The organism is Rhodococcus sp. USK10 (assembly GCF_019378875.1).
In the GTDB taxonomy this organism is placed as follows: domain Bacteria; phylum Actinomycetota; class Actinomycetes; order Mycobacteriales; family Mycobacteriaceae; genus Rhodococcus_F; species Rhodococcus_F pseudokoreensis.
Genome location: NZ_CP076048.1, coordinates 2662301 through 2677418, shown reverse-complemented (window position 1 = coordinate 2677418; position 15118 = coordinate 2662301). Strand labels below are relative to the sequence as shown.

Sequence of the window (15118 nt, the reverse complement as noted above, 5' to 3'; positions counted from 1 at the left end):
AGCAGTCGCAGAGGTAACAAGTGCAGGAATCGACCCCCACCCCCGAGTCCGGTGTCGCGTGCCTCGGTGAAGCGATGGTGCTGGTGGCCCCGGACTCGACACTCCACCTCGCCGGCGCGGAGGCGAACGTCGCCGCGGGTCTCGCCGCGCTCGATGTCCCGGCCGCCTGGGTCGGACGGCTCGGCGACGACGAGTTCGGCACCCTCATCCGCACCGAACTGCAGGCGCGCGGTGTCGACGGCCGTGCGATCGAGGTCGACCCCGAGCGGCCCACCGGTCACTACTCGAAGACCACCGCCCTCGACGAGCACGGCGAGCCGCGGACCGACAGCCTGTACTCCCGAGCGGGTTCGGCGGCGTCGGCCATGGACCCCGGATTTCTCGACAGGCCTGCGGTCGCGGACCTGTTCGGCCGCGCCGCCGTGGTCCACTGCAGCGGAATCACACCGGCCCTGTCCGATTCGTGCCTCGCCCTGATGCGGAGACTGCTCCGCGACCGGCCGGGAATCTCCGGTGTGGTCAGCTTCGACGTCAACTGGCGTGAGCAACTGTGGCCGGACGGCGACCCGCGGATGGTCGTGGAACTGGCGAATCTCGCCGATCTCGTGCTCGTCGGCGCCGACGAGGCCCTGCGTGTGCTGGGTACCGCGGATCCGCACGAGTTGCGGCTGATCCTGCCCGCGCCCGCCACCGTCGTCGTCAAGGACGGAGCGCACCGGGCCCTGGCCGTCGACCGGAGTGGTCGCAGCATCGCCGTTCCCGCGCTCCGCGTCGACGTCGTCGAACCCGTCGGCGCGGGCGACGCGTTCGCCGCCGGATACCTCAGCGGCGTGGTGCGCGGCGAGGATCAGGCGCGCTGCCTGCGCCGCGGGCACATCGGCGCCGCCGCCACCCTCACCGTCGCGGCGGACTCGGCGCCCCCGCCGCCCGCCGCGCTGCTCGACGCGCTGCTGCACTGTTCCGAATCGGACTGGGCGGCAACGAGCGTCACCGCCGACGGTTTCGCCCTCCGAGGAAGTGGAGTGAACGGATGAGTCAGAGTGTCTCCCGCGCCCTGCACCTGCTGGTGCAACTCGGCAACGGCCCCGCCAACCTCGACCAGCTGGCCGAATCGACCGGAGTCCACAAGACCACGGTGCTCCGGCTGCTGCGAACGCTGTCCGACGAGCGGTTCACGTTCCGCGACAACAGTAACCAGTACCACCTCGGATCCCGCATCTTCGAACTCGCCGCACAGGCCACCGATCAGCGGGAAGTCCGGCGCATCGCGTCACCGCACCTCGTCGCGTTCAACCGCGAATACGGGCGCACCACGCACCTTGCGGCGATGGAAGGCGGCGACGTGGTGTACATCGACAAACTCGAATCACACGATCAGATCCGGATGTACTCGCGAATCGGGCTGCGCGCCAATCTCAATTCGACCGCCGTCGCGAAGGTGATCCTCGCCGACCTGCCGGATTCGGAACTGCGGACCGTCGTCGACTCGATGGACTTCTCCTCCCGCACCGCCAACACGATCACGACGCCCGAACGCTACCTCGACGAGATCCGCCTGGTCCGGGAGCAGGGCTGGGCGCACGACCAGGAGGAGAACGAGCCGTCCGTCAACTGCATCGGAGTGCCCATTCGCGGCGCGTCCGGCCGCGTCGTCGCCGCCGTCTCGGTCTCGGTGCCCGACGTCGTCCTCAGCTACGAACGCGTCCTCGACCTGCTCGAACCCCTCCAGGCCGTGGGGGCGCGGATCTCCCGCGACTGCGGATACCGCGCCCAGCCCTGACCGTCCCCCGTCCACCCGAAAAGTAACGACACACAGGAGAACCGATATGTCCGACACCACCGTCATCCGCACCGCAGGCGCCCCCGCCCCCGCGCACACGTTCAGCCAGGGCATCAAGAAGGGCAACATGCTCCAGGTGTCGGGGCAGGGCCCGATGGACCCTGTCACGAACAAGTACATCGCCGAAGGCGACGTGCGCGAGCAGACCCGCCGCACCCTCGAGAACGTCAAGGCGATCCTCGAAGCCGGCGGTGCGAGCGTGGAGGACGTGCTGATGTTCCGGGTCTACCTCACCACCCGGGACGACTTCGCGGCGATGAACGACGTGTACGGCGAGTTCATCGCGGAGAACGTCCCGAGCGGTCAGCTGCCGTGCCGCACCACGGTTTTCGTCGACCTCCCGCACGAGGTCATGCTCGTCGAGATCGACGCGCTTGCAGTGACCGGCTAGGTCGCTACGCGGTGACGAGGTGGCGGCAGCTCATCCGCGGCGACACGGGCAGTTCAGTGAAGACGGGCTCGGACGCGTCCGCGGTCGCCACCTCCAGGTAGAGGTGGCTGCCGTCCGCCACGACGCCCTGCGGGCGCAGGCCGATCAGCTCGGCCACCACGTACGTGGCGCTGAGGCTGGTGACATCGCGGATGATCCCGAGCCGCAGCAGCGACCGCGTCTCCGCGATGGCCTCCTGCTCACCGGCCCGCAGGACCAGTCGCAGTCCGGGGGAGAGGGCCTGCGCGGCCACGGACACGGCGATGTTGTCGAGGTCGTCGGAGCCGACCGCGGCCAGCGCCATTGCGCGGCGCACACCCAGTCGCTCGAGGAGTTCGCGGTCGCCACCGTGGCCCACCACCGTCGGGATGTTCATCGCCCGCACGAGCCTCAGGTTCTTGGCGTGGGGGTCGCGCTCGACGCCCACCACCGCGACCCCGAGCGCCTGCAGTTCCCGGCACAGCCGGAGTCCGACCTGGCCGAGACCGACGACGATGACGTGGCCCGACCGGGGCAGGACCCGGCTGCCGACCAGGCCGACCAGCCGGGGGCCGAGCAGGCGTTCGATGATTCCGGCGGTGAACATGGCGGTGAACACCACGGTGAAGAGCATCGCCACCGACGCGAACACGGCGTAGGCGGGGCTGCCGTGGGTGTCGGCTCCCGGCCCCACCGTGGTCACCACGCGGACCGCTTCGTTGAACGCGTCGAGCGGCGGCACGTGCTGCCCGAGGATCAGCCACAGCCAGTCGGCGAACAGGACGGCGAGGAGTCCGGCGAGCCCACCGAGCAGGATGCGCGTGCCGATGTCGTGCGACCGCAGCAGACCCGTCGCACCGGTCGCCACCGTGTGCCACCAGTTCCGCCGGGGCAGGTCGACGTGCGCACCCTCGAGGTGGCCGTCGACCATCCGGACCGTCAGCATGTCCTCGCCCGCGTGCCGGGCCGCGACGAGTTCGGGGTCCAGGCACGGGCCGGCGAGCGTGGGCGCGGCGAGGTCTGCCGGTGACGTCACCGTGCACTGCGGGAGCAGGTGGGACAGCTGGTCCGCGACCGTGCGGTCGAAGATCGTCACCACCAACGGAATCGACGCCGAGATGTGCGCGGCGGCCAGCGCGTACCGCAGCGCGACGACGTCGTCGCGCACCAGGACCGCCATCCCGCGCGGCTCGTCCGCCATCGCCAGGCGCAGCTCGTCGTCGTCGGGGGCGACGAGATGGCGGACGTCGAAGTCCCTTTCGCGAAGGGATGCACAGACCCGTCGGGCCACGGTGGTTTCGCCGATGACGAGATATGAGTCGTTCACGTGTGGTCCTTCCGGCTCGGGATCACGAGAGCGTACCCGAGAAAAACGGCGGATCCCACACGAGAACGTCTACCAACGAGTAGCCGGAACACGTTATCGGCCAATGAGTTTGCGATACATCCACCCTACTCGTCGGTAGGTGCTCCCCGGATCGCCAGGAGGAGTCCGATCACACCGATCCAGGGAAGAACGGGAACACCTCTTCCGCGTCCGTGGTTGGGTGAGGCATGAGCCTCGATGCGAAAGACGACCGGCGTCCACTTCTCGACCTCGTCGCCACACACAACCGGGCGGTCCTCGCGACGGTCAAACGCGACGGACGACCCCAGTTGTCGAACGTGATCTATGCCTGGGATCCCGGCACGCAGACGGCGCGGGTGTCGGTGACGGCGGATCGGGCCAAGACCCGCAACGCCGCGCGCGACCCCCGGGTGTCGCTGCACGTCAGCGCGACCGACTTCTGGAGTTACGCGGTGGTGGAGGGCGACGCGGAACTGAGCGCGGTGGTGGCGGACCCGCACGACACGGCGGCGGACGAACTCGTCGAGGTGTTCCGGCAGGCGGCGGGGAAAGAGCACGACGACTGGGAAGATTTCCGCCGCGCGATGGTGTCCGAGCGCAGGCAGGTGCTCCGGGTCCGGGCGACGAACGTGTACGGCATGGCCCAGCTGCCCTGAGTGCGCGGAACGTAGCTGTGGCAGCCGATCGGAGCCGGTGGGACGATTGAGTCATGCGCAAGAGGCGGTGGCCGGCGGCACCACCGCCTGCCACGGAGGGAATCGTGGTGCACGGCCCGGTCGAGCTCGTGACGAGCCGCGATGTGACCCTGCGCCTGTCGGAGGTCGTCGCCCATCCGAAGGGCATGCTGCTGCGCATCGAGCTGACGGCGAGAGGCAGATCCGCTGATCTGGCGCGTCACGAGACGCGTCCGCTCGACGATCCCGACGACCCCTCGGCGCGGTGGTCGTATCTTGCGGTGAACGTCCGGGTCGACGACCTGGAGGGCGTCGCCGACGCCCGTCACCCGCATTCGACAGCGACTGCCGCGGCCGCCGACGCGTCCGAATATCACTCCGCGCCGCATTACTGGATCAGCGACTACCCGGAATCGGGGACGATCACGCTGACCGCGGGGTGGAAGGAGATCGGGCTGCTACCGAGAACGCGGACGATCACGCTCGGCCCCAATCCGAGTATGCGGCCCACTCGGTAGCACTAGGCCCGGTAGAAATACGACGGTGCCCTTCGGCGCCGTGGGAGCGTCGAAGGGCACCTTCGTCCTGCGAGGGGAACGCAGATCAGGGCAGGGGAACCCAGGTGCCGAAGAACCAGAATCCGTGCGGGCTCGGCGCCGGCGCCTGCTGCGGCTGCGGAGCGTGCTGCTGCTGCGGCTCCGGCTGCGGTGCCTGCTGTTGCTGGGCGGGGACGGGGTTGTGGCCCACGGGGTCGGCGCTGGCAACGCCGGCTCCGATGCCGAGTGCTGCGAGGGCGATACCACCGGTTGCGACGGCCTTGGTCACGACAGACTTCATGCGGTTCCTCCTGGAACGAATCGGATGCGGCGTCAGGACTTCCTGACACAGATCAGATTGCTCCCCGTCCCTGCCACAACTCTCCGCTCAGCCTGGCAATCTCCTGCATGTCAGCGAGGCTGCTCCGCCAGCTTGGCGGAGATCACCCCGTTGAGTCGCTGCAGACCGCTCGGCGTGATCCCGTGGATCTGGCCCTCGATGCTGCGCACGACATGGGTGTCGCTGAGGACCTTCTCGCTGGACTGGATCAGAACCGTTCCGGCGCCGGTGAAGTCGAACTGCCGTTCCTCGCCGGAGTTGATGCCCATCATGTGGGCGCCGGCCGCGAGGAAGTTGCTGATCCATCCCTGGTCGTAATGGTGGCTCGGGGACGGGCAGTCGGCCCACCCGACGAGGGCCTCGGGGTCGATCCGCAGCGGCGGTTCGGCGAACATCACCGGACCGTTGGACGACGCCAGGAACTTCCCGGTCCCGATGAGTGTCAGGAATCCCGGCACGATGGATTGGTTCAGCGACAGACCCGGTTCGAACGCAAGGAGATTCGATGCCCGGATCGTGAGGTTGCCGTCGTCGAGGTCGTACGAGTTGATGTCGTACCCGCGGTCGCCGATGATCAGTTTCCCGAATCCCTCGGCCACCGCGTAGTCGCCCATGTACAGCGGCGCCGAGAACTGGTTGGCGACCATGTGCAGTGCGGCGCCGTGCAATCCGTGGGTCAGCGCCTGGAACTGCATCTGGCCGTAGTACGCGATCATCGCGCCCTTGCGGATGAACCAGGGCGCGGTGAGGTCGATGCAGAACGCGTAGCTGTTGTCGGGAATGTTGTCGCTGGCGCCGAGCGTCGACGGATTGTGGATGGCGGTCACAGTTTCTCCTCCGAAGCCTGAACGTAGACGATTCCCTGACCGGTGCACTGCAGTTGCATCGCTTCCCCGACGCCGCGACCCATGGCCTCGCGCCAGCCGACGGCGGATTTCAGTTCCACCTGGACGCTCCCGTACGTGCCGACGAACGCGTCGGGGTCGACGAACACCGGATTCGGTCCGCCGACCGGGAGTTCGATGAAGCCGCCGTGCGCGAGCAGGACCGCCGACCCGTACCCGGACAGCTGCGTCGTGAACATGCCGGTGCCGGACAGGGCTCCTGCCGCCGCACCGCGCAGCGCGCCGAGCATGCCGCGCCCGCCACCGCCGCCCTGACTCACCACCGAGACCACCGAACTCTGCAGTCCCGCATTGTGAGCGAGCAGCCGGGACGCCTCGACGCACAGGGCGCCGCCCTGCGACATGTCGACGACGTGCACCTCGAGCCCGGCGTGGCCGTAGTGCACCTCGCCCTGCCCCTGCGCCAGCATCGTGCGTTCGTGCTCGCCCTGCATCATGCGTCCGGCCATCCGGGTGAATCCGCCCATGCCCGCCATCGACTGCGAACCGGGCACCTGGTGCGGCGAGAACTGGACCTGACCGGTGTAGAACAGCATCGCCCCGGTGCGGGCCACCACCCCGCCTGCGGCGCCGACGTCGACCTTGACGACCTTCGAGTTCACCTTCGAGAAGACCATGGGGCTCACCGCTCTGCCGGTTGGATGGAGACGACGCCGTGACCGTCCCATTTGAGGGAGAAGGCCTCACCGTTGCCCTGGCCGACGGCGTTGCGCCACGACACGTCGGTCACGAACGACTGCGTCACCTGCCCGCGCGCCGAGACGAACGCGTCGGGGTCGACCACGAGCGGGTACTGCGGCGACACCTCGAGGTGGATGAGCGGTCCGCCCGCCGACAGCAGGGCCACCTGCCCCTGACCGGAGACGGTCGTGGTGAACAGGCCCTGCCCGCCGACCCCGCCGCGCAGTCCGGTGAACGTGACGTTGGTGTTCAGGTTGCCGCTCAGCGCGAGCAACTGCTGCGATTCCACCTGCAGGGTCTCGTTCGCCAGGTCGACGACCGAGACGTACTGTCCGCCCACCGCGAGGTACACGACACCGTGGCCGGAGCATTCCATCAGCGACAGCGCCTCTCCGGTGGCGCGCCGCTTCATTCCGGCGAGGACACCGTCGCCGCCACCGAAGCCTGCCGACTTGAAACTGACATTGCCCTCGTAGGCGATCATCGAACCCTGAATCGCCCGGATGGTGGTTCCGGCGAGTTGCGCCTCCACCACCTTCTTCGACTTGTCGAGCAGCCGCCCCATGGTGCCCTTTCCAGTGTCGAGCGGCAGTGCCCGTGACCGAGTCACGTGCACTGCCGCTGGATGTGAGTACAGGCAGAACCTAGCCGACGGACACCGACTTCTGCTCGTCCACGTCGTCCGCCGCTTCGCCGACCGTCGCGGCGGCCTTGCGGTTGCGGACGATGCTGGAGATGAACGCGGCGCCGATGAGGGCGACACCGACGAGGCCGGTGACGTTCTCGTTGACGTGGTAGCCGATGGACACGAGCAGGATCACGGCCAGTGCGCCGATGGCCCAGTGGGCGCCGTGCTCGAGGTACACGTAGTCCGAGAGGGTGCCCTTGCGGACCAGGAACACGGTGATGGAACGGACGAACATCGCGCCGACGAAGCCGAGGCCGAGGGCGATGATGATCGGGTCGGACGTGATCGCGAAGGCGCCGATGACACCGTCGAAGGAGAACGACGCGTCGAGGACCTCGAGGTACAGGAACAGGAAGAACCCGGCCTTGCCGGTGGCCTTGGCCAGCGCGCTCGGCCCGCCGGTGGATCCTTCGACGGCGACGCCGTCCTGGTCTTCCTCGGGGGTGTTGAACAGTTCACCGAGACCGTTGACGGCGATGTAGGTGACCATGCCGAGGACGCCGGCGATCATCACCGTGGAGACGGTGTCCTCGGGGGCGATGTAGGCGGCGGTGATCAGCAGCAGGACGCCGGCGAGGATGACGGCCAGCTGGTCGAGCTTGCCTGCGCGGGCGAGGGGCTTCTCCAGCCAGGACAGCCAGGTGATCTCTCGCTCTTCGAGGATGAAGCCGAGGAACAGCATCAGCAGGAACATGCCGCCGAACGCCGCGATCTGCGGGTGCGCGTCGGTGAGCAGGGTTTCGTAGCTGGCGCTGCCGTCGGGGAAGTACGCGGCGCCGTCGGCGGGCGGGTTGAGGGCCAGGTCGAGTGCGGCGACGGGGCCGAGGCCGGAGGCCAGCCAGACGATGACGAGGGGGAAGACCAGGCGCATGCCGAACACCGCGATGACGATGCCGACGGTGAGGAAGATCTTCTGCCAGAAGTCGCTCATGCGGCGCAGGACGGTGGCGTTGATGACGGCGTTGTCGAAGGACAGCGAGATCTCGAGGATCGAGAGGATCAGCACGAGGAGGACGGCCTGGGGGCCTCCGTAAATCGCGGCGATGATGAGGGAGATCACCGTCACGGCGAAGGAGAGACCGAATATTCGCAGAACCACGAAGCGTGGCCTTTCTCTAGTGGGCATGCAGGGTGGTTACTGCAGGGGACGAACACCGGGGGAGGGGGTCACGGCAATGCCGTCACACCCTCCCCCGGCTGGGGAACGAAGCGATCGTCAGACGTTGACGCCGTAGTCGCGGGCGATACCGGCCAGCCCGGACGCGTAGCCCTGGCCGATGGCACGGAACTTCCACTCCGCGCCGTGGCGGTACAGCTCGCCGAAAACCATAGCGGTTTCGGTCGACGCGTCCTCGGACAGGTCGTAGCGGGCGAGCTCGTTGCCGTTGGCCTGGTCGACGACGCGGATGTACGCGTTGCGGACCTGACCGAACGACTGCGAACGGGTCTCGGCGTCGTAGATCGAGACGGGGAACAGGATGCTCTCGATGTTCGCGGGGACCGCCGCCAGGTTGACGTTGATCACCTCGTCGTCGCCCTCGCCCTCACCGGTGGTGTTGTCGCCGATGTGCTCGATCGAGCCGTCGGGGGAGCGCAGGTTGTTGAAGAACACGAAGTGCTGGTCCGACACGACCTTCTTGTCGGCACCCGCACCGATGGCGCTGGCGTCGAGGTCGAAGTCGGTGCCGGTGGTCGAGCGGGCATCCCATCCGAGTCCGACAGCCACCGCGGTCAGGTTCGGCGCCTCCTTCGTGAGAGAAACATTGCCGCCCTTGGTCAAGCTGACGCCCATTCAGGGGTCCTTTCGAGAGGAGGTGGGTGGACCCTCGACAGCTGTCGAAGTTCCGGGTTCGTCGTGCGACACCACGATAATGAATTTGTCCGACTTGTCCCATCCGTCGATCTGTCCACAGGTTTGTGCACAGGCAATTCCGGTCCACTCGGAGTTGTCGCCCCGACCAGTACGATTCAGGGCGTGACGAGCGGATGGGCGGGACGCTTCCGAGGAAGAGCCCGGGGCGACGACTCGGCTCGTCGCGCCCACGACACGATGGTCGCAGCGTTTCTCGATATGGACAACCGGCAGAGCATCGCCGCCGCGGCCGTGGACGCCTCCGCAGAGCTGACCCCGGAACGCGGAATCCGCCGGGCGTGGGAACCGGTCCGCGACGGGTGCTACCAGGCCGCGACGGCGTACCTGGCGGCGGAAGACCAGTTCGAGAATGTGCAGACGCCCGCGGCCACCGCCGCGTACGAGCAGGTGACGCGGCAGCTGGTAGCGGCGACGCAGACCCTCGACGAGTTCTACCGCACACATCGCGGCCACCTCGAGGAGTCGACCGCGATGCTGGCGGCCGTTCCGCAGCTCGCGCAACAGGCGCTGCAGGTCGCGTCCGCGGCGCAGCATCGGGTACAGACCGAGGGCGCCGCCTACGCCGGTTACCCGTCGATGCGCGACCGGGGAGCCGCACTCGACGCCGCGGTCGTGGCGCTGCAGGGTGCCCGCGGCGCCAACCCGGTCCGCGCCGCGGCGGCGCGGGTGCGGGAGGAGTCGGCGGCGCTCGAGAAGGCGCTGGCCGCGGCTCCGTCCAAGGAGCGGGACGCCGCGCACGCCGTGTCGTCGGTGACGACGAGGATCGCCGCGGTGCAGACCCGGGCCGAACGGCTCGCGCCCGCCTACTCCGCGCTGCTCCGCGAATTCAACGCGGCCAGTTCGGCGGATCTCGTCCACAACGACCGCAAGAGCCGCACGCACATCGAGCAGGCGCAGACCGATCTGCAACAGGCACAGAAGGCCCTGACCGCGGGAAACCCCGAGGGGGCGCTGGATCTGACGGCCGCGGCGCGGACCCATCTCGTCGACGCCGAGGCGAACGTCGACGGCGTCACCGATCGTCTGCTGTTGCTGCGGGACGTGCGGGAGAACCCGCGGTCCAAGGAGAACGAGATCAGATTTCGCCTCCGCGACGCCCAGATGTTGGCTGTCAATCGTGGGCTCGTGCGGGAATGGGGGTCGGTCCTGGACGCTCAGCTCGAGCGAATTGACCGAATTGCAGGGACACTGACCGGGCGGCATCCCGACTACTGGGCGTACGTCACCCAGCTCGATGCCGTGTCGGTGTTCATTGCCGAGGTGGTTCAGAAGATGAGAGGACACACAGCGCAGCGATGACACGGGGGGACGATGAGCATTAGCGATGAGGTTCTGACGACGGCGGTGCCGTCCGGTGTGACGACAGCGGTGCGGCATGTGCGGCACTTTCACCACCTCGAGCACGAGACGCACGACCGGCTGTTCCTGCACGCTCCGCAGGCGCTCGGGCCGGACGAGGATCGAACGGTGCTGGCGGTTGCGCTGGGCGCGACGCTGTACGTGCCCGCGAACAGGTCCGACCTGGCGGAGACCATCCTGCGCCGGTCGGCCGACGGGGTCTGCTCGATGGTCCTGGACCTCGAGGACGCCGTGGCCGACGACCAGGTGGAGTCGGCGTTGCTCAACGCCGTCGACGCGCTGGATCTGCTGGCGACCCGTGGTGGCGCGCGGATGCAGCTGTTCGTGCGGGTGCGGGCCGCCGAGGACCTGCGGCGGATCGCCGGCCTCCTGACGACCGGCGTCGAGGTGTTGTCCGGGTTCGTGTTTCCCAAGTTCGGAAGTGCGACGGGCGGCGCGTTCCTCGACGAGCTGGCCGCGGCGTCGAAGCGGCTCGGCAAGCAGTTGTATGCGATGCCGGTGCTCGAATCGCCCGCTCTGGTGCACCGCGAGTCCCGCGACGACGAACTCGCGAAGATCGGCGCACTGCTCGTCGAACACCGCGAGCGGATTCTCGCCGTGCGCATCGGCGCCACCGACATGTGTGCCACATTCGGCATCCGCCGCGACCGCGACCTGACGATCTACGACGTGCGGGTGGTCGCGGACGCGATTGCCGGCATCGTGAACTTCCTGGGCCGCGCCGACGAGACCGGGCACGTCATCACCGGTCCGGTGTGGGAGTACTTCGCCGATCACGAGCGGATGTTCCGGCCGACCCTGCGCGCCACCCCGTTCGAGGAACACGACGAGGTGCGGTTCCGTCAGCAGCTGGTCAGCCGGGACCTGGACGGTCTGCTCCGGGAGATCGCCCTCGACCGCGCCAACGGCATCCAGGGCAAGACGGTCATCCACCCGACGCACGTCGCGGCCGTGCACGCCCTGTCCGCGGTGACGCACGAGGAGTACCACGACGCGCTCGACATTGTCGGCGCCGAGGGCGTCGGCGGCGTCCAGGCGTCGGGGTACCGCAACAAGATGAACGAAATGCGCCCGCACCGCAGCTGGGCCGAGAAGACACTCGTCCGGGCGAAGGTGTTCGGCGTGACCAACGAAGGAATCACGTTCGTGGATCTACTGACCGCACTGGCCGTCCGATGAGTTCACCCACCGCGGTCCGCGCGGTGCCCTGGGCCACGGAGCATCTGGGCTTGACGCTCGCCCACGTTGATTCGAGCTCGGGGCTGACGATCCCCGAACTCGTCGAGCCGGGTCTGCGGCGCAACCCTCGACGCGCCCACCTGCTCGTCTCGACGGTCCTCGGCAAGCACGTGCCCACCGACCCGACTGCGGTGATCGGCGCCGGCGACCGCCTCGGTGATCTGGTCGCCGATGTCCTCGGACCGGATGCGGACCCCGTCGTACTCGGGTTCGCGGAGACCGCAACAGGTCTGGGCCACTGCGTCGCCGCGCGGCTGCGCGCCCGGTGCTACCTGCACTCCACGCGCCGGGACGTCCCCGAGATCGGGACGTCCGCCGGGTTCGAGGAGGGGCACTCGCACGCGACCAGCCATCAGCTGCAGCCGACGTCCGTCGAGTTGTTCGCGGGCGATCGTCCGCTCGTCCTCGTGGACGACGAGATCTCCACGGGCGCTACCGCGGTCGACGCGATCTGCGCGCTGCACCGGCAGAACCCGCGCAGCAGGTACGTCGTGGCGTCGCTCGTCGACATGCGCGACCAGGGCCACCGGGACACCGTCGATGCCGCCGCCGCCGAACTCGGTGTGCAGATCGACAGCGTGAGTCTGGCGTCGGGGCGCACCGAGCTTCCCGATGGGCTGACCGACAGGGTTGGTGCCCTTCCGGATCCCGTGCTCAATCCCATCGGCGCGCGGACCGGGACCGTGGAGCGGGCCGACCTGGCGTGGCCCGCCGCAGTTCCGGAGGGTGGGCGTCACGGCTTCCTGCGGGAAGACACCGAGGAATTCGATGCGGCCGTCGCATCGGCGGCCGCGGCGCTGCGTGATCGGCTCGACCCGCAGCGTCCGGTGATCGTCGTCGGACACGAAGAGTTGATGTACCTTCCGCTGCGCCTCGCGGACACGCTCGCCGCATCCGGTTTCCGGGTTCGATTCCAGACGACGTCCCGGTCGCCCGCCTACGTGCTCGACCAGCCGCGATACCCGCTGCGCCGCGGATTCCGCTTCACCGCCCCCGAGGCCGGGGAAGAACAGCCGCGGTTCGTCTACAACGCGCAGTGGCCGGACGAGGACGCCGTCGTGGTCGCGGTGGTCGACGCCGCCGCCGACACCGACCGGCTCACCGCACGCGGCGGACTCCTCGACGTCCTTACCGCTGCCGGAACGGATGTGCTGCTGGCCGTCGTGTCCGGCGCCGACCCGCGGTCGCTGCGGGCCGCACGCGCGGGAGCGTCGTCGTGACGGCTCCGCTGACCGGCCCGGCGTTCGGTTCGTACGCCGCCGACGAGGTGGGCTGGCTGCTCACAGACCTGTCGCACGTCGACCTCGAGGCCGACGTCGCCGAGCGGGAGCGTCGCATCCAGTCGGGTGCAGCCCACTACGCGGAGACGCTGCCCATCGAGTACCAGCCCGATGCGGAGTACCGCGAACTGTTCGAGAAGGTGCTGCAGGACAGCTCCATTCGACTCGCGCGCGCGGTGGGGACGGTCACCGACCTCGTGCTGGCCGAGCGGGGCTCCGACGTCACCTTCGTGTCCCTGGCGCGCGCCGGAACCCCGGTGGGCGTGCTCATGCGACGCTGGGCGCGGGACGTCCACGGCCTGACGCTGCCGCACTACGCGGTCTCGATCGTCCGCGACCGCGGGATCGACGCCGTCGCGCTCGACTACCTCGCGCGTCACCACGACCCGAAGAACGTGGTCTTCGTCGACGGCTGGACGGGCAAGGGTGCCATCGCCCGCGAGTTGTCGCAGGCACTCTTGGAGTACCGCGAGGCCGGGGGCGCCGAGTTCGACGACGACCTCGCCGTCCTCGCGGATCCCGGGCACTGCGTCCGCACGTTCGGCACCCGCGACGACTTCCTGATCGCGTCGGCGTGCCTGAACTCCACCGTGTCGGGCCTGGTGTCGCGGACCGTCCTCAATGACACGCTGATCGGCCCCGGCGACTTCCACGGCGCCAAGTTCTACGCACACCTCGCGGGCGAGGACGTGTCCAATCACCTCCTCGACTCCGTCAGCGCGTCCTTCGCGGACGTGCGCGAGCACGTCCCCGGCGACGTCGAGGAACTGCTGCGGTCGGACCGGGCACCCACCTGGGACGGCTGGACGTCCGTCGAGGCGGTCCGGGAGCAGTACGGAATCTCGACGGTGAACTTCGTGAAGCCCGGAGTCGGCGAAACCACCCGGGTGCTGCTGCGCCGGGTGCCGTGGCGGGTGCTCGTCCGCGACCTCGACGCCCCCGAGCACGCGCACATCCGGCTACTCGCCGCCGCGCGCTCGGTTCCCGTCGAAGAGGTTCCCGGCCTGGCGTATTCGTGCATGGGCCTGATCAAGGATGTGACATGACCGCGCTGATCGCGACGGACCTCGACCGGACCATGATCTACTCCCGCGCGGCGATGGAACTCGCCGTCACCGAGAGCGACGTGACGTCCGCGGCCGGCGACGACGATCTTCTGTGCGTCGAGGTGTACGACGGCAAACCCCTGTCCTACGTCACGTCGGCCGCCGAGGCCATGCTGCGCACGCTCACCGCGTCCGCCGTGGTCGTGCCCACCACCACTCGCACCGTCGCGCAGTTCGAGCGCATCGACCTGCCGGGGGCGCCGTGGCGGTACGCGATCACCACCAACGGCGGGAACATCCTCGTCGACGGGGTCCCCGATGCGGGCTGGCGGTCGGGCGTCGACGTCGCGATCGCCGACGGCGGTGCGTCGCTGGTGGAGGTCGGGGCCGAGTTGAGCCGCCGGATCGACGACAGCTGGGTCCGGTCGTCCCGGGTGGCCGACGAGTTGTTCTCCTACCTGGTCGTGGACCTCGACGCGATGCCCGAAGGCTTCGTCGAGGAGTGGAACGACTGGTGCGTGGATCGGGGGTGGGGTGCGTCCCGCCAGGGCCGCAAGGTCTACACGATGCCCGACGCGGTGTGCAAGAGCCGTGCCGTCGCGGAGGTCCGTTCCCGGCTCGTCGACGACGGCGTGCTCGCGGCGGAAGCGCCCGTGCTCGCGGCGGGGGACGGGGCGCTCGACGCCAACATGCTCAGTGCCGCCGATGCCGCCATCCGCCCCCGGCACGGCGAACTCGAAACGCTCGACTGGCAGCATCCGACCCTGTCCGTGACCGGAAGCAGCGGGATCGCCGCCGGTGAGGAGATCCTGCGCTGGTTCGCGGACCGCGTCGAGCGGGGTGCGGGGACGACGGCCGCGGGCGCTCTTTTGTAGGTTGTAAGCAAACAGGCCAAACGGG

At 68.8% G+C, this 15118-nt stretch carries 17 protein-coding genes; 10 read left to right on the top strand and 7 right to left on the bottom strand.

Annotation, left to right across the window (positions count from 1 at the left end; translation table 11 throughout):
- Positions 1-20: 20 nt before the first annotated feature.
- Genes I1A62_RS19375 through I1A62_RS19365 form a run of 3 tightly spaced genes read left to right on the top strand, consistent with a single transcriptional unit; the run spans position 21 to position 2231 of the window.
- Entirely contained in the window at positions 21-1034 is a 1014-nt protein-coding gene (locus I1A62_RS19375) for a sugar kinase (protein ID WP_219459461.1), read from the top strand.
- Positions 1031-1780, top strand: coding sequence for an IclR family transcriptional regulator (locus I1A62_RS19370; protein ID WP_219459460.1), 750 nt, complete (start codon positions 1031-1033; stop codon positions 1778-1780). The genes I1A62_RS19375 and I1A62_RS19370 overlap by 4 nt, the downstream gene beginning before the upstream one ends.
- Before the next feature lie 46 nt (positions 1781-1826).
- On the top strand, positions 1827-2231 hold the full coding sequence (locus I1A62_RS19365) for a RidA family protein (RefSeq protein WP_219459459.1): 405 nt from the start codon (positions 1827-1829) through the stop codon (positions 2229-2231).
- Between the two features lie 4 nt (positions 2232-2235).
- Here I1A62_RS19365 and I1A62_RS19360 read toward each other — a convergent pair whose 3' ends face one another.
- Positions 2236-3576: a TrkA family potassium uptake protein gene (locus I1A62_RS19360; RefSeq protein ID WP_124393954.1), complete on the bottom strand. Its 1341-nt coding sequence runs from the start codon at positions 3574-3576 to the stop codon at positions 2236-2238.
- A 227-nt stretch (positions 3577-3803) separates the two neighbouring features.
- Here I1A62_RS19360 and I1A62_RS19355 point away from each other — a divergent pair, with 227 nt between their 5' ends.
- Positions 3804-4253 carry a PPOX class F420-dependent oxidoreductase gene (locus tag I1A62_RS19355; protein ID WP_219459458.1) on the top strand — a complete coding sequence of 150 codons (450 nt, stop codon included), beginning with the start codon at positions 3804-3806 and terminating at the stop codon, positions 4251-4253.
- 53 nt (positions 4254-4306) lie between these two features.
- The gene (locus tag I1A62_RS19350) at positions 4307-4789 is read left to right on the top strand and encodes a hypothetical protein (protein ID WP_124393956.1); all 483 of its coding nucleotides are present in this window, start codon (positions 4307-4309) and stop codon (positions 4787-4789) included.
- An 85-nt stretch (positions 4790-4874) separates the two neighbouring features.
- On the opposite strand, the gene I1A62_RS19345 is transcribed toward I1A62_RS19350, so the two are convergent.
- The 6 genes from I1A62_RS19345 to I1A62_RS19320 all read right to left on the bottom strand — a co-directional run bounded on the left by I1A62_RS19345 (position 4875) and on the right by I1A62_RS19320 (position 9213).
- A complete protein-coding gene (locus tag I1A62_RS19345; RefSeq protein ID WP_219459457.1) occupies positions 4875-5108 on the bottom strand; it encodes a hypothetical protein in 234 nt (77 codons plus the stop codon).
- 110 nt (positions 5109-5218) lie between these two features.
- Positions 5219-5974 (bottom strand): AIM24 family protein, encoded by a 756-nt coding sequence (locus I1A62_RS19340; RefSeq protein WP_087555178.1) that lies wholly within the window; start codon positions 5972-5974, stop codon positions 5219-5221.
- Positions 5971-6669: an AIM24 family protein gene (locus I1A62_RS19335; protein ID WP_124393958.1), complete on the bottom strand. Its 699-nt coding sequence runs from the start codon at positions 6667-6669 to the stop codon at positions 5971-5973. The genes I1A62_RS19340 and I1A62_RS19335 overlap by 4 nt, the downstream gene beginning before the upstream one ends.
- 5 nt (positions 6670-6674) lie before the next feature.
- Positions 6675-7298 (bottom strand): AIM24 family protein, encoded by a 624-nt coding sequence (locus I1A62_RS19330; protein ID WP_009475139.1) that lies wholly within the window; start codon positions 7296-7298, stop codon positions 6675-6677.
- Between the two features lie 79 nt (positions 7299-7377).
- A complete protein-coding gene (locus I1A62_RS19325) occupies positions 7378-8520 on the bottom strand; it encodes a DUF475 domain-containing protein (RefSeq protein ID WP_219459456.1) in 1143 nt (380 codons plus the stop codon).
- Between the two features lie 117 nt (positions 8521-8637).
- On the bottom strand, positions 8638-9213 hold the full coding sequence (locus tag I1A62_RS19320) for a TerD family protein (protein WP_087555181.1): 576 nt from the start codon (positions 9211-9213) through the stop codon (positions 8638-8640).
- A gap of 258 nt (positions 9214-9471) precedes the next feature.
- On the opposite strand from I1A62_RS19320, the gene I1A62_RS19315 reads away from it, so the two are divergent.
- Genes I1A62_RS19315 through I1A62_RS19295 form a run of 5 tightly spaced genes read left to right on the top strand, consistent with a single transcriptional unit; the run spans position 9472 to position 15093 of the window.
- Complete coding sequence (locus I1A62_RS19315) at positions 9472-10593, top strand: hypothetical protein (protein ID WP_219461273.1); 1122 nt, start codon at positions 9472-9474, stop codon at positions 10591-10593.
- A 12-nt stretch (positions 10594-10605) separates the two neighbouring features.
- Positions 10606-11832 carry an HpcH/HpaI aldolase/citrate lyase family protein gene (locus tag I1A62_RS19310; protein ID WP_219459455.1) on the top strand — a complete coding sequence of 409 codons (1227 nt, stop codon included), beginning with the start codon at positions 10606-10608 and terminating at the stop codon, positions 11830-11832.
- Positions 11829-13112 carry a phosphoribosyltransferase family protein gene (locus tag I1A62_RS19305; RefSeq protein ID WP_219459454.1) on the top strand — a complete coding sequence of 428 codons (1284 nt, stop codon included), beginning with the start codon at positions 11829-11831 and terminating at the stop codon, positions 13110-13112. The genes I1A62_RS19310 and I1A62_RS19305 overlap by 4 nt, the downstream gene beginning before the upstream one ends.
- Entirely contained in the window at positions 13109-14218 is a 1110-nt protein-coding gene (locus I1A62_RS19300; protein ID WP_219459453.1) for a cysteine protease StiP family protein, read from the top strand. The genes I1A62_RS19305 and I1A62_RS19300 overlap by 4 nt, the downstream gene beginning before the upstream one ends.
- The gene (locus tag I1A62_RS19295; RefSeq protein WP_219459452.1) at positions 14215-15093 is read left to right on the top strand and encodes an HAD family hydrolase; all 879 of its coding nucleotides are present in this window, start codon (positions 14215-14217) and stop codon (positions 15091-15093) included. The genes I1A62_RS19300 and I1A62_RS19295 overlap by 4 nt, the downstream gene beginning before the upstream one ends.
- Positions 15094-15118: the final 25 nt, after the last annotated feature.

What these genes read in the sequence shown, in the direction of transcription:
- I1A62_RS19295 (WP_219459452.1), top strand. Translation starts at nt 14,215, where the DNA reads ATGACCGCGCTGATCGCGACGGACCTCGACCGGACCATGATCTACTCC.
- I1A62_RS19330 (WP_009475139.1), bottom strand. Translation starts at nt 7,298, where the DNA reads ATGGGGCGGCTGCTCGACAAGTCGAAGAAGGTGGTGGAGGCGCAACTC.
- I1A62_RS19315 (WP_219461273.1), top strand. Translation starts at nt 9,472, where the DNA reads ATGGTCGCAGCGTTTCTCGATATGGACAACCGGCAGAGCATCGCCGCC.
- I1A62_RS19305 (WP_219459454.1), top strand. Translation starts at nt 11,829, where the DNA reads ATGAGTTCACCCACCGCGGTCCGCGCGGTGCCCTGGGCCACGGAGCAT.
- I1A62_RS19345 (WP_219459457.1), bottom strand. Translation starts at nt 5,108, where the DNA reads ATGAAGTCTGTCGTGACCAAGGCCGTCGCAACCGGTGGTATCGCCCTC.
- I1A62_RS19365 (WP_219459459.1), top strand. Translation starts at nt 1,827, where the DNA reads ATGTCCGACACCACCGTCATCCGCACCGCAGGCGCCCCCGCCCCCGCG.
- I1A62_RS19320 (WP_087555181.1), bottom strand. Translation starts at nt 9,213, where the DNA reads ATGGGCGTCAGCTTGACCAAGGGCGGCAATGTTTCTCTCACGAAGGAG.
- I1A62_RS19335 (WP_124393958.1), bottom strand. Translation starts at nt 6,669, where the DNA reads ATGGTCTTCTCGAAGGTGAACTCGAAGGTCGTCAAGGTCGACGTCGGC.
- I1A62_RS19310 (WP_219459455.1), top strand. Translation starts at nt 10,606, where the DNA reads ATGAGCATTAGCGATGAGGTTCTGACGACGGCGGTGCCGTCCGGTGTG.
- I1A62_RS19370 (WP_219459460.1), top strand. Translation starts at nt 1,031, where the DNA reads ATGAGTCAGAGTGTCTCCCGCGCCCTGCACCTGCTGGTGCAACTCGGC.
- I1A62_RS19350 (WP_124393956.1), top strand. Translation starts at nt 4,307, where the DNA reads ATGCGCAAGAGGCGGTGGCCGGCGGCACCACCGCCTGCCACGGAGGGA.
- I1A62_RS19355 (WP_219459458.1), top strand. Translation starts at nt 3,804, where the DNA reads ATGAGCCTCGATGCGAAAGACGACCGGCGTCCACTTCTCGACCTCGTC.